Origin of the sequence: Candidatus Magnetominusculus xianensis (assembly GCA_001541255.1) — a bacterium.
Taxonomy (GTDB): domain Bacteria; phylum Nitrospirota; class Thermodesulfovibrionia; order Thermodesulfovibrionales; family Magnetobacteriaceae; genus Magnetominusculus; species Magnetominusculus xianensis.
Window position 1 is genome coordinate 35,083 of sequence record LNQR01000124.1, and the last position, 12,361, is coordinate 47,443.

The 12,361-nt window shown below is 45.1% G+C and carries 10 protein-coding genes; 6 read left to right on the forward strand and 4 right to left on the reverse strand.

Features of this window, described 5'->3' with window-relative positions; all coding sequences use genetic code 11:
- Nucleotide 1 precedes the first annotated feature (1 nt).
- From ASN18_RS15525 to ASN18_RS15540, 4 genes are all read right to left on the reverse strand, one after another.
- Entirely contained in the window at nucleotides 2–4,534 is a 4,533-nt protein-coding gene (locus tag ASN18_RS15525) for a response regulator (protein ID WP_236861815.1), read from the reverse strand.
- Nucleotides 4,515–6,041, reverse strand: coding sequence for a response regulator (locus tag ASN18_RS15530; RefSeq protein ID WP_085053697.1), 1,527 nt, complete (start codon nucleotides 6,039–6,041; stop codon nucleotides 4,515–4,517). The genes ASN18_RS15525 and ASN18_RS15530 overlap by 20 nt, the downstream gene beginning before the upstream one ends.
- Nucleotides 6,042–6,085: 44 nt before the next feature.
- The gene (locus ASN18_RS15535) at nucleotides 6,086–6,580 is read right to left on the reverse strand and encodes a putative metallopeptidase (RefSeq protein WP_085053698.1); all 495 of its coding nucleotides are present in this window, start codon (nucleotides 6,578–6,580) and stop codon (nucleotides 6,086–6,088) included.
- Between the two features lie 158 nt (nucleotides 6,581–6,738).
- Nucleotides 6,739–7,044 (reverse strand): hypothetical protein, encoded by a 306-nt coding sequence (locus tag ASN18_RS15540; protein WP_085053699.1) that lies wholly within the window; start codon nucleotides 7,042–7,044, stop codon nucleotides 6,739–6,741.
- Nucleotides 7,045–7,324: 280 nt separating this feature from the next.
- On the opposite strand from ASN18_RS15540, the gene ASN18_RS15545 reads away from it, so the two are divergent.
- From ASN18_RS15545 to ASN18_RS15570, 6 genes are read left to right on the forward strand one after another with little or no spacing between them, the layout of a single operon-like run.
- On the forward strand, nucleotides 7,325–8,074 hold the full coding sequence (locus tag ASN18_RS15545) for a competence/damage-inducible protein A (protein WP_085053700.1): 750 nt from the start codon (nucleotides 7,325–7,327) through the stop codon (nucleotides 8,072–8,074).
- Nucleotides 8,064–8,585, forward strand: coding sequence for a hypoxanthine phosphoribosyltransferase (gene hpt / locus ASN18_RS15550; RefSeq protein WP_085053701.1), 522 nt, complete (start codon nucleotides 8,064–8,066; stop codon nucleotides 8,583–8,585). The genes ASN18_RS15545 and hpt overlap by 11 nt, the downstream gene beginning before the upstream one ends.
- Nucleotides 8,586–8,609: 24 nt before the next feature.
- Nucleotides 8,610–8,981: a 6-carboxytetrahydropterin synthase QueD gene (gene queD / locus ASN18_RS15555; protein ID WP_085053702.1), complete on the forward strand. Its 372-nt coding sequence runs from the start codon at nucleotides 8,610–8,612 to the stop codon at nucleotides 8,979–8,981.
- Nucleotides 8,982–8,987: 6 nt separating this feature from the next.
- The gene (locus ASN18_RS15560; RefSeq protein ID WP_085053703.1) at nucleotides 8,988–10,325 is read left to right on the forward strand and encodes a TldD/PmbA family protein; all 1,338 of its coding nucleotides are present in this window, start codon (nucleotides 8,988–8,990) and stop codon (nucleotides 10,323–10,325) included.
- Nucleotides 10,326–10,382: 57 nt separating this feature from the next.
- On the forward strand, nucleotides 10,383–11,540 hold the full coding sequence (locus tag ASN18_RS15565; RefSeq protein ID WP_085053704.1) for an acyl-CoA dehydrogenase family protein: 1,158 nt from the start codon (nucleotides 10,383–10,385) through the stop codon (nucleotides 11,538–11,540).
- Nucleotides 11,541–11,542: 2 nt separating this feature from the next.
- Complete coding sequence (locus ASN18_RS15570; protein ID WP_085053705.1) at nucleotides 11,543–12,325, forward strand: electron transfer flavoprotein subunit beta/FixA family protein; 783 nt, start codon at nucleotides 11,543–11,545, stop codon at nucleotides 12,323–12,325.
- The last annotated feature ends 36 nt before the right edge of the window (nucleotides 12,326–12,361 follow it).

Sequence of the window (12,361 nt, forward strand, 5' to 3'; positions counted from 1 at the left end):
ATCATTTTCTCGTCTTCAGCAGCAGTTCTATATTTTTTATAATAGATTCGTTAGAGGATGGTTCTTTCTCAAATATTGTCTCTACCCCTGAGAGAAGCTCCTGGCGCTCTTCTTGTGTCAATATCTTCGCTGTTAGAATAACAACAGGGATGTCTCTTGTGGCGTCGCTGCCCTTGAGTTCCCTAAGGACTTCAAAGCCGTTCATCTCTGGCATCATCAGGTCAAGAACTATAATATCAGGTCTGTTTGCTGCGGCACTCCTGATACCCTCCATCCCCCCATACTCTTTCAGCACCTCGTAGTGGTCTTCCGTAAAATAGGAGGCAATAATCTTAATTGCCTTTGGGTCGTCATCTATGAGTAATATCCTATGCTTTTTGTTTTTTTGAGCCGTCCCAAGCAGAGATTCTACGACACTAAGCATCTCCTTGTGCCTGACAGGTTTTCTCAAAAACGCACCGGCACTCAGCGTATCCCCTTTGCTTTCCCCTGCGATGGCAGAGACTATAACAAGTGGGATGTCTGCGAAGTCAGGATTTTCAGATTTTTTCTCTAAAAAGGTAAATCCATCCATCTCCGGCATCATCAGGTCAAGCGTTATAATATCAGGCTTGCGGCTGCCCATCAACTCAAGCGCTGCACGTCCATTTTCTGCCTGCATTACTGTGTAGCCTTGCCGCTCAAGGGATAGTCTCATCATGTTAGACTGTGCAGGGTCATCTTCAATGACCAGTACGGCGGGTTGCAGCGGCTTGTGCGTAATGTCTTCAACTACCGGTACCGGCGCTGCGGCCTTGTCGTGAATTTTGGTGCGCATAGCCCGTCTTGCCTCGGCAATCAAGTCTGTCTTGTTAAAATTCCCCTTTTGGACTATCTTCAGGACATTGTTGTTCAGCTCTCTACGGTCGTCTTCTGTTATTATTTTTGCGGTGAGAATTATGATATGTATCGAAGCGGTCTCAGGCACATCCTTAAGGGCGCGAACGACATCGAAGCCTGTCATCTCCGGCATCATCAAATCAAGCACTATCAGGTCTGGCATCTCACGTTTTGCTGTATCAACAGCCTCCTGTCCGCCATATGCCTTAAATACCTCACAGCCTTCGTTCTGGAGATATTGGGAGACTATCTCAACCGCCTTTGGGTCGTCATCCACTACAAGCACCTTTAATTGCTTTGCCGTGTCTTCAGGTAATATGCCGAGGTGTCTGACAGCCGCAATAAGTTCATCCTTTGATACCGGCTTTTGCAGCACATTTGACGCCCCAAGTGAAAATCCCTCGGATTTATCTGACACCATTGATATTATCACTACAGGGATATGTCTTATTTCATCAGTTTCCTTCATTTTTTTAAGAAAATCCAACCCGTGCATGTCTGGAAGCATGATGTCAAGGGTGATAAGGTCTGGGATTTCCTGCCCGGCAAGCTCAAGCCCACTCAGAGCAGTTGCAGCCTGAATTGTCCTGTAACCCTCGGACTCAAGTTGAATACTCAGGAGTTCGGCTGACATCGGGTCGTCCTCCACGATAAGCACAAGCGGTTCATGTTTTTTTTGGGGAGGCTGACCTAGTGATGCCACTTGTCCTTTCTCTTCTGAATAACGAATTGACGGCGGCTCAACCTCCAACGACATATTCTCTCTGTAGGGGATTCTAAATGTAAACTTGCTGCCTTTGCCTTCCTCGCTCTCAACTTCTATTGTGCCGCCATGCAGCTCTATAAGGCGTTTTACCATAGCAAGGCCCAGCCCCGTGCCCTCATATTTTCTCGATAATGAACCGTCTATCTGCTCAAATGGCCTGAAGAGTTTTTTCATACCCTCTTCAGACATACCAATTCCTGTGTCGGCTACGAAGACCTCAAGGAATTTGCCGCTGTCGGCAGTAATAACGCTGGCGTCCAGGGTTACTGAGCCGTGTGCAGGGGTAAATTTGACCGCATTAGAAAGCAGATTATAGACAATCTGTTTGAATTTCCTTGAGTCTGCATACATCTCACCGACAGATTCCTGTATATTGAGTTTAAGGGCTATGCTGTTTGCCTGTGCCTTTTCTTTTATTATCGAGAGGCTGTTTCCAAGCATATATGGGATATCAAGCCTGTCAAGGTCAAGAGACATCTTCCCAGCCTCAATTTTTGATAGATCAAGAATATCATTAATAAGAGACAGCAGGTGCTGCCCGCTGGTGAATATATCCACGACATATTCCTTTTGCCCCTCGCCAAGGTCGCCCAGGATGCCGTCTTTGAGTATTTCCGAAAATCCGATAATCGCATTGAGCGGCGTCCTAAGCTCATGGGACATGTTGGCCAGAAACTCAGATTTCAGTCTGTTTGACTCCTCAAGCTGGATGTTCTTTTGCGCTATCTCGCTGCCCCTAAGTTTAATCTGCTCAGAGAGTTCTTTCATGTCATTATATTGGCGCAGGTTCTGTAGGGAAATACCAATGTTTATCGAAAGCCGCTCGATAAATCCCCTGTCTAAATCACTAAGCTGAGTAACAGAGGCGATCACAAGTACACCCATTACCTTTCCCTGGTAAAAGACAGGCTGGACAATTACAGCCTGCGGCGTTATAGAGAGAAGCCCTGTTTCAATCGTAAGGGGAAACTGTACGCTGCCCTTTATCTCGATGGCTTGGCCGCTGAGTACGGACTGTCCGACTATCCCTTCCGAAAGCTCGAATTCCTTCCTCATAGAACCTGAAATCCCATAGGCAGATTCACATATGAGCTTCCCCGCCCACTCGTCATATGTATAAAATGCCATACTGGGGTATGGCAGGGAGTTTGACAGCAGCGACAACATATCCATGACAGCCTGCCTCTGGTCAAAGGTTGTATTGAATATCGATATTGCTTTTGCATATATTGTATCGTAGTGAGCCCTAATTTCAAGTTCGGCGTTCTTTTTGGCTGCATCTGCTTCGGCTAGTTTTCTCGCCGTTATGTTATTTTTTATCGCCACGAAATGTGTTATTTCACCATTTTTGTTTCTTATCGGGGTAATTGTCGCGTCTTCATAGTAAATCTCGCCATTTTTCTTTTTATTGCTGAATTCACCGCGCCAGATGCTCCCGCCAAGTATAGTATCCCAGAGTTCCTTATAGTATGACCTGAGCTGATGACCGGATTTTAGGATTCGCGGGTTTTTTCCTATTGCCTCGGCACGCGTGTAGCCGGTCACACGCTCAAAGGCTGGATTGACGTATTCAATGTTTCCGTTATAGTCAGTTATCACTACAGACTCCGATGACTGCTCAATGGCGTTGGACAGTTTCTGCATCTCCATCTCCGCCTGCATCCTATCAGACATATCACGGATTATGGCGTTAAACACACGACCTGTTTGTGTTACGCTTTCACTTACAGAAAGATCAACATCAATTATATCACCCTCTTTCTTTTTTGCTTTTACCCTGACCGTCTGCCCAATTATTTTCTTTATGCCTGTTCCAATATAATTCTTTACATAGGTTTCGTGGGCAGAATGATACGGCTCAGGCATAAGTATATTGACATTTCTGCCAATGACCTCGTCGGATGAATAGCCAAATATCTTCTCTGCCCCTTTTGTGAAGAGTAGTATAGACCTGTCTTCAGGGTTTATCGAGATAATAGCGTCGGCTGCGCTGTCAAAAAATGACTGCATTCTGGTATTGGCTGTTGACAGCTCCAAAGTCCTCTGTTGAACCTTGGTTTCCATGTCCCTGAGAGACCGCGCAATAGTCCCTGTCATCGTGTTAAAACGCTCTGCCAGCACCATCAACTCGTCTGCTGCCTGAACCTTGACCGAAACAGAATAATTGCCGCCGATTATCTTTTCAGTATCTGCTACCAGTGTGCTTATCGGTTTGAGTACCCGGCGCCGCAGATAAGATAAATTAAACATCATTAAAAGAATGGCTATCGCTGTAACAAGGTACCTTCCATTGATAAAAACCTGCTCTATTCTTTCTATTTTTTTTACCATCTGCGTAACAATTCCATCGAGGTCTACCTCTACGAAATCATGTATTGCTTTTCCATATTCCCGTGTAAGTCTGCCCCTGTCTTCGGGCGCGGCCATGAACAAGGAATTAAGTTTAGGCTTAAACTCCTCTTCCCACCTATGGATTAGTTGTATCAGATTTTTATCTAAGTCCTTGTCTGTAACATCGGCAATGTTGTACTTTGTGCTGCCGTTTTTAAGGGAGTTGAGGATTTCCTCAAATCTGTCCATTTCCATTTTTACATGACCTAGGGTTTCTTCTCTTTGAGGGGATTTTTCACTTAATGACCTGGTAACTAAATACGCTATCTGAAATGCCCTCATCCTCTCTGAACCTGCAAGGTTTATCGCCTTGCTAAAACCACCAATCTTTTTTGAAAACCACGCCCCTGAGCTGATGGTGAATACAAATAATAAAGTTATCGAGGCAAAGATCAGGCGAAAAGACCTTTTCATAGGTGTAAACTCACGTTCCGGCGATATGTTTTGTTCATTCATAAATTCTCTACGATTAATCACATCAGCCCTTGAGCCTCTCATATACCTCTTCAAACTGGGAGGCGGTCTCAATGAATGCCTTAAGTACATCAGGGTCAAAGTGGTGCGGGAGCGTTCTGCCATCCCCTTCAGTGATTATTTGATACGACTTAATGTGGTCGAAGGCAGGCTTATATGCCCTTGAATTTCGCAGTGCATCGTATTGGTCGGCTATGTTGATTATCCTGGCTTCTATGGGAATCTCCTGCCCTTTTAATCCCATGGGATAGCCGGAGCCGTCCCATCTCTCATGATGTGAAATAGCAATATTTTTTGCTATTTCAAGCCTGCTATGGTCGCCGATTATCTTCGTCCCATAATATGTATGGTTTTTCATGATGGCGAATTCCTCATCTGTCAGTTTGTCCTTTTTCTTTAGAATGTCTGGGTTGACATGGATTTTACCTACATCGTGCAGCGGCGCCTGAAAGCGTATAGCGTTTACAAAAGGCTCATCCAAACACAATATCTTTGCCATCAGTGCGCCATACTCTCCAACCCTTATTATATGGTTGCCCGTATCCTCGTCATTTACCTCGGATGCCCTTGCCAAGGCATATATCGCATACTCAAACGCGTTTTCAGTCTCTGTCAACTGCATCGACAGCGACCGCAGAAACAGGCCCTGCATAACCAGGTTCTTCAAAATAGAGGTGTCGTATTTCTTAATCGGTCTGCCGTAGTTAAGCGCAAATACACAGAACTTCCCGCCAAAATACCAGATAATATTAGATACCTTAATGCCCTTTGACTCAAGTATTGAAACGAACGTATCTATCCCCGCCTCGCTCATATCGTCTTTGTTGGCGCAGGAGAATATCTGTTGTTCAGTCTTTAGGTGAGGGCAGTTTTCACATTTAATTGCTATGTCAAGCGACGATTTCACCACCCGTCTGTCTATTAAATCATACTTAAGCCAGTGCCAGTTGTTGAATTCATCGGCAGTATGTATGATAACCATGTTGGGTTTATCCAGCTCAAGCGCGTGCTGCCTTATTAGTCTGCCTACGATTCTGTCAATATTTGACATGTAACTAAATTTAGCCGGATCGAAATCCTGCATCGCCTGCTCTCCGAACGAGGTCAAATCCCCAATGCAGTTATAGGCAAAAAGCAGGTCGTCATTTAATGCCTTCATCTTAAGCAGCATCTTAATGCGCGCCAGCACCTCAGCCGCGTCAAACGGTTTTGAAATAAAGTCCTCAGCCCCGGCCTCGATGCCCTTAATCCGGCTCTCTGTGTCACTAAGTGCCGTTATCATAATAACCGGTAAATTCTTATACCGTTCGTCTTCCTTTATCTCCTGGCATACCTTAAACCCATCCATACCGGGCAGCATAATATCCAAAAGCACAAGGTCAACCCTATGTTCATCGATTAACTTAAGGGCCTGAAGGCCGTCAACGGCCATCTTAACTTCATATCCCTTATGGATAAGTATGGTGTTAAGGAGTTTCAGATTTAATGGTTCGTCATCGACACATAAGATAACAGGCTTTTTGTCACTCATGGATTCCCTCGTATATCTTCGATTTATTCATTCGCATTAGATTATTAACTCATTGAAAAAGCAGGCTTATTGCTTTCCTTTTCTGTTTCATACAGGGACATCGCTACTTCCATTACACGCTCTGCCCATCGTTCGTCATCCTTGTTTAGCTTCATTTCTATGGAGAAGTCTCTTATGTCCGGGATTGTTAGCTTGTACGGGTTTTTTACGCTTTCCGGGTCAATGTAGATGTGGCGCAGTTGATGTCTTACTATCCTTACCTTGTCTTTTTTTTCAACGTGTGTAAAGACCATCTTGTCGAGATATAAGAAAAAATCATATCCCTCTTCATTAATCGTCGCGTCTTTCGATAACAGCCTGTTGAGTTCGTTTGCCTTTTGAATCCTGCCGAGGACGAGGTTCCCCTTGCTTTTTCTCGCCTTCAGGTCATATATGATTTTTATGTTTACGTTTACCAGTTCAGGGAAGAACTCAGCCCTGACCTCATCTACAATAGCTGCCGCCTCAGTTGGTGCGTCTTCGTATCTTATGAATATCACAATATACTCCTTTCTTTATAGTTAATTTCTGTTGCATTATATCATATGGCGGCAAGTTATAAATATAGCTAATCGTATATTTAGAATACTCTATCTTGTTTTCCAGATATTATTTAAGCTATTTAAGCGATAGGGCAGTGTGGCGACTATTTTTTCTTCTATTTCTTCAACAGAGGGAGAAAGGTATCTTTAATTGAATCAACGATGGATGTTGCCTTTGCTATACTGGTTTTTGTCATAGCGAAGACCTTTGTGGTATTTTCTATTACCATTATAGTAGCGGTATCAACTTGCTCGCTGACACTTTCCTCCAGTACATCGATAGTACCTTTTAACTTACCCTGAAGTCCATCGACTACAGACTTTGGCGACGTAACAAGAGTTATCGCAGCGCCCATGAAACTTCCAAGGAACACCGATGCAAACACTATAGCGCCAGAGAGCTTTTGCTTAGGATTTATCATATGCCTCTATTTTCAGTTATCTCCACACAGTTATTGGGTACACAGCCTTAACCACCTGAACCAAATCTAACTGATGATACATAATAAAATAATGTTTTGTCAATCACTATTTATTATTCTGTCAAAATACTAACACTGAGTGGGCAGCGCAGTTGATTTTAATTTGACGCATAAAGTAATATATAACTTTGCGGGTGTGGCTTAAGAGCGTCTGAAAAGTATACGATATGCTATAATTTCTACAAGTAATACTTTAAAGAGGAGATGATTTCTAAAAGTAATGCTTAAGACGGCTGGTATCATTATAATTGGCGACGAAGTCCTGTCAGGCAAGGTAGATGATATAAACTCAGGTTTTGCTGCAAAGGGGTTGCGCTCCAAGGGTATTGACGTTCGCCGTATTTCTGTTATATCTGACGATGTCGATGAAATAGCTGCCGAGACAACAGCTTTTTCTAAAAAATATGACTACGTATTTACATCGGGCGGCCTTGGTCCTACGCATGATGATGTAACAATTGAGGGCATATCGAAAGGTTTTGGCGTTAATATCGCAATTGACGGCGATTTAAAGGCAATACTCACTGCCCACTATGGAGACAAGCTCACCCCTGAGAGATTAAAAATGGCAGAAGTCCCCGAAGCCTCCGTTCTTATCAAGCACAGCACCATAAAATTCCCTATTATCCATTATAAAAACGTGTATATACTGCCAGGACAGCCGGAGTTGTTTAAGGACAAGTTTAAAGTCCTCAAGGAGAGCTTTAACGAACGCCCGATTCTCCTTGCAAAGGTCTATATTACAGAGTACGAATCCGAGATAGCGCCATTTTTAAACATAGTGGTTAACAGCAATAAAGACGTGAAGATTGGCTCGTATCCGGTTATGCATAATGCTGAATACCGCGTCATGCTCACCCTTGAGTCGATGGACGCCTCTGCCCTTAGAAATACCGTGAAGATGTTAACCAACGGAGATTTTAAGGATAAGATACTTAAAGTCGAAGGGGAGGGCGCAGATGGTGTTTGACAGGCCATTGCTCACCGAAGAACAAATCCAGGCAAGGGTAAAAGAACTAGCCGGCAGGATTAATTCAGACTACAAGGGAAGGGAAATCCTGGCTATTGGGATATTAAAGGGTGCTTTTATGTTCTTTTCAGACCTCGTCAAGCACATTAATGTGCCGTTGACTGTGGACTTCATCGTCTCATCAAGCTATGAGGATACTACCACAACGGGAAAGGTCAACATACACTTAGATGCAAGGAAACCTGTAACTGATAAGGATGTTCTTATTATCGAAGATATTATTGACACGGGGATTTCCCTGAATTATATTAAAGAAAAACTTTTACAGAAATCACCAAACACGCTGAAAATATGTGTATTACTAGACAAAAAAGAGCGCCGCTTAGTAGAGGTTGACGTCGATTACACGGGCTTTGAAATCCCTGATGAGTTCGTCGTGGGTTATGGTACGGACTATAACGATAACTATAGAAACCTCCCATATGTGGCTATACTAAAACAACCCGGATAAACATAAAGAGGTACTTAATAAATCATGTATGAACTAATGATAGAGACAACATTTTGTGCTGCACATCAGCTTAGAAACTATAAGGGCAAGTGCGAAGAACTCCACGGTCATAACTGGCGTATTCAGGTTTATGTCCAGGCCGAAAGGCTCAACGACATCGACATCGCTATGGACTTCCACGACCTGAAGCGCTACGCCAAAGAGGTCACTGACCAGCTTGACCACGCATTTCTCAACAACGTGTTTCCATTTACGGAGATAAACCCATCTTCAGAGAACATTTCAAGATGGATTTACGACTCCATGAAGAAGAAAATCGTCGAAGAGACTGTCAGACTTACGGCGGTTACCGTATGGGAGTCCGATTCGGCATCTGCCACTTACTATGAAGATTGAGCAAATATGGAAATAGAGTTAATTAACGAGATATTGGACTACTTATCATCAGGCAAAGGTTTAATAGGCGAGGTCTATGTCTCATCTGCAAAAAATATAACCGCAGAGTCCAAAGATGCTTCAGTTGATGCGCTTGAAAGGGCAGAGGCGTCGGGGCTTTCAGTACGGGTTTTAGATGGTCAGAGACATGGTTTCAGCTACACGAACGATTTATCAAGATGGCGGGAGGCTGTTGATATGGCAGTCACAACGGCAGCCTTTTTAGAAGAAGATAAAAACTGGTCATTTTGCGGTCGATTGCCACAAAGCGTCAGCCACGTTATCACATATGATGACGCCGCCTTTGCCATGACAGAGGCTGACATAGCAGGCATGGCCATAGGGGTTGAGCGCGCCGCACTTGCGGTTGATGCAAGGGTGAAAAAAGTAAGGAAGGCGTCGGCCTCTGTATCTTCTGGCGAGGTGTATATTGCCAATACAGAGGGGCTTAGCGGTAGTTACCGCTTTACGTCGTGTTCTCTTTCAGCGATGGCGATGGCAGAGTCCGGTGGTGACAGCCAGATGGGATGGGACTATGAGTATGACAGGATTCTCGCTGCGGTCTCACCGGAGAGGGTGGGCGCTGCGGCGGCAGGGCGGGCACTGGAACTCCTCAACGCAAGACATTTTAAGTCTGTAAAGATACCCGTAATATTAGAAAACTCCGTAGCCGCAGATTTTCTCAGCCTATTGGCTTCGTCTCTGTCATCTGAGAATGTCCAAAAGGGTAAATCCATACTGGCAGGGAAACTTTCTCAGAAGATAGTCTCTGAAAAGCTGAATATAACAGATAACGCGCTCCTTGATGGCAAGGCAGGCAGCCGCCCGTTTGACGGCGAAGGGGTGCCTTCACAAAGGAATGCCCTTGTGACAGAGGGCATATTAAATGGATTTTTATATAATATTTATACCGCTTCAAAGGGCAGTACTTTATCGACGGGGAGTGCTGCAAGGTCAGGGATTTCAGGGATTCCAACAGTCGGGGTGTCCAATCTTTACATAGAGCCAGCCTCATCTGATACAATGGCAGTTGAAGAGATGTTTTCCACGGCCGCTCAGTGTCTGTTCGTTACAGATGCGATGGGCATACACATGGCAAACCGCATCACAGGGGAGTTTTCAGTCGGTGTGAGCGGTATGTGGATAGAAAATGGTAAAAAGGCATATCCTATTAAAGAAGCCGTTATCTCCGGCAACTTCCTTGATATGTTTAAAGATGTGGAGGCAGTTGGCAGTGACTTAAAGTTCTACGGCAAGATAGGCAGCCCGTCACTGCTGATAAGGCATATGGATGTAAGCGGCTGATAACACGCCGTTTATTTATCATATATTTAGAGTATAGTTTACAAAATTGGAGGCAGCATGGATTACTTTTTAAACGAAGAACAACAGATGATAAGAGATACGGCCCGCCAGATAGCGCAAGAGAAAATCATACCTGTCAGGGCAGAGCTTGACGAGAAGGAACTATTTCCTACTGAAATAATCAAAGTACTGGCACAGTCAGACATGTTTGGGCTGTTCATCCCGGAGCAGTACGGCGGGCTTGGCAGGGGCGCTTTAGAGCTGTGCCTTGCAGTTGAGGAGTTGAGCCGTGCATGTCTGGGTGTTTCGACAAGTTATGCGGCCAATGCGCTTGGAACATATCCGATACTGTTGTTTGGAACTGACGAACAAAAGAAGAAATTCCTGCCTGACATAGCGTCAGGGAAAAAACTCGTTGCCTTTGGCCTTACTGAGGCCAATGCCGGCAGCGACGCAGCAGGCATACAGACTACGGCCACAAAAAGCGGCACCGAGTACATCCTCAACGGCACAAAGCAGTGGATAACAAACGGCGGAGAGGCCGACATTTATACAGTCATAGCGATGACTGATAAATCGCGCGGTGCGCGCGGCGCATCTGCCCTGATAGTGGAAAAGGGTACGCCCGGCTTTACATTTGGAAAGAAGGAAAAGAAGATGGGCATAAGGGCCTCAACCACATGCGAACTCGTGTTTGATGATTGCCACATACCAAAAGACAACATACTTGGGCGCGATGGAATGGGGTTTATAGTAGCCATGAAGACACTCGACCAGTCACGCACGGGGGTAGGGGCACAGGGTGTAGGTGTAGCACAGGGTGCATTTGAGGAGGCGGCAAACTTTGCCCGTACACGCGTACAGTTCGATAAACCTATCATAGGTTTTCAGGCCGTCCAGCACATGCTTGCCGACATGGCAATTCAAATAGAGGCAGCTAGAGCGCTGGTCTATAGTGTTGCACGATATGTAGACAGCGGGGCAAAGGACATTACAAAGTCCTCTGCAATGGCCAAGACCTTTGCAACAGACGTTGGCATGAGGGTCACTACAGATGCCCTTCAGGTGATGGGCGGCTCCGGGTACATGAGAGATTACCCTGTTGAGAAGATGATGCGCGACGCCAAGATTCTCCAGATATATGAAGGCACAAATCAGATACAGAGAAATGTCATCGCCCAAAACCTGATTAAAGAATTCTCGAGGAACAAGTAACGATGAAAATCATAGTTTGCATAAAGCAGGTACCCGACACCTCCGAAGTAAGAATAAACCCGGAGACAAACACATTGATACGCGACGGTGTGCCTAGCATAATAAACCCATATGATATGCACGCAGTTGAGGCAGCCCTCTCAATAAAGGATGAGCTTGGTGCAGAGGTAACGGTACTGACCATGGGACCGCCACAGGCCGAGGCTGCACTCAGGGAGACAGTCGCTATGGGGGCAGACGACGCAGTACTGCTTACTGACAGGGCATTTGCGGGTTCGGACACATGGGCAACCGCGTACACGCTGGCGGCTGCGATAAAATTCCTGGGTGCTGACATTGTACTGTGCGGCAAGCAGGCCATTGATGGTGATACCGCTCAGGTGGGCCCTGCCATTGCAGAGTTTATGGACATACCGCATATCTCATACGTCAGCCAGATAGCCTCCGTATCGGGTGATAATATAACGGTAAGAAGACTGATGGATGAGGGTTATGACGTAGTGGAAGCGCCGCTTCCTGTACTGCTTACGGTTGTAAAAGAGCTGAACCAACCAAGAATGGCGTCATTGAAGGGGAAGATGCGGGCAAAGAAAATCGAAATCAGAAAGCTGACCCACAAAGAACTTGCGCTGGATGAGAACAACCTCGGCTTGAAAGGCTCTCCGACACAGGTAAAGAATATCTTTGCGCCGGAGATGAAAAAAGACAGGATTGTAATAGCCGGTACACCTGAAGAACAAGCCGGTGAGCTGATTTCAATCCTAAAGGCCATTAAATGTATATAAAAATATTGCACAGTAATATTTTAAAGAGGAGTAACC

What these genes read in the sequence shown, in the direction of transcription:
- ASN18_RS15525 (WP_236861815.1), bottom strand. Translation starts at nt 4,534, where the DNA reads ATGAGAGGCTCAAGGGCTGATGTGATTAATCGTAGAGAATTTATGAAT.
- ASN18_RS15530 (WP_085053697.1), bottom strand. Translation starts at nt 6,041, where the DNA reads ATGAGTGACAAAAAGCCTGTTATCTTATGTGTCGATGACGAACCATTA.
- ASN18_RS15540 (WP_085053699.1), bottom strand. Translation starts at nt 7,044, where the DNA reads ATGATAAATCCTAAGCAAAAGCTCTCTGGCGCTATAGTGTTTGCATCG.
- ASN18_RS15545 (WP_085053700.1), top strand. Translation starts at nt 7,325, where the DNA reads ATGCTTAAGACGGCTGGTATCATTATAATTGGCGACGAAGTCCTGTCA.
- hpt (WP_085053701.1), top strand. Translation starts at nt 8,064, where the DNA reads ATGGTGTTTGACAGGCCATTGCTCACCGAAGAACAAATCCAGGCAAGG.
- queD (WP_085053702.1), top strand. Translation starts at nt 8,610, where the DNA reads ATGTATGAACTAATGATAGAGACAACATTTTGTGCTGCACATCAGCTT.
- ASN18_RS15560 (WP_085053703.1), top strand. Translation starts at nt 8,988, where the DNA reads ATGGAAATAGAGTTAATTAACGAGATATTGGACTACTTATCATCAGGC.
- ASN18_RS15565 (WP_085053704.1), top strand. Translation starts at nt 10,383, where the DNA reads ATGGATTACTTTTTAAACGAAGAACAACAGATGATAAGAGATACGGCC.
- ASN18_RS15570 (WP_085053705.1), top strand. Translation starts at nt 11,543, where the DNA reads ATGAAAATCATAGTTTGCATAAAGCAGGTACCCGACACCTCCGAAGTA.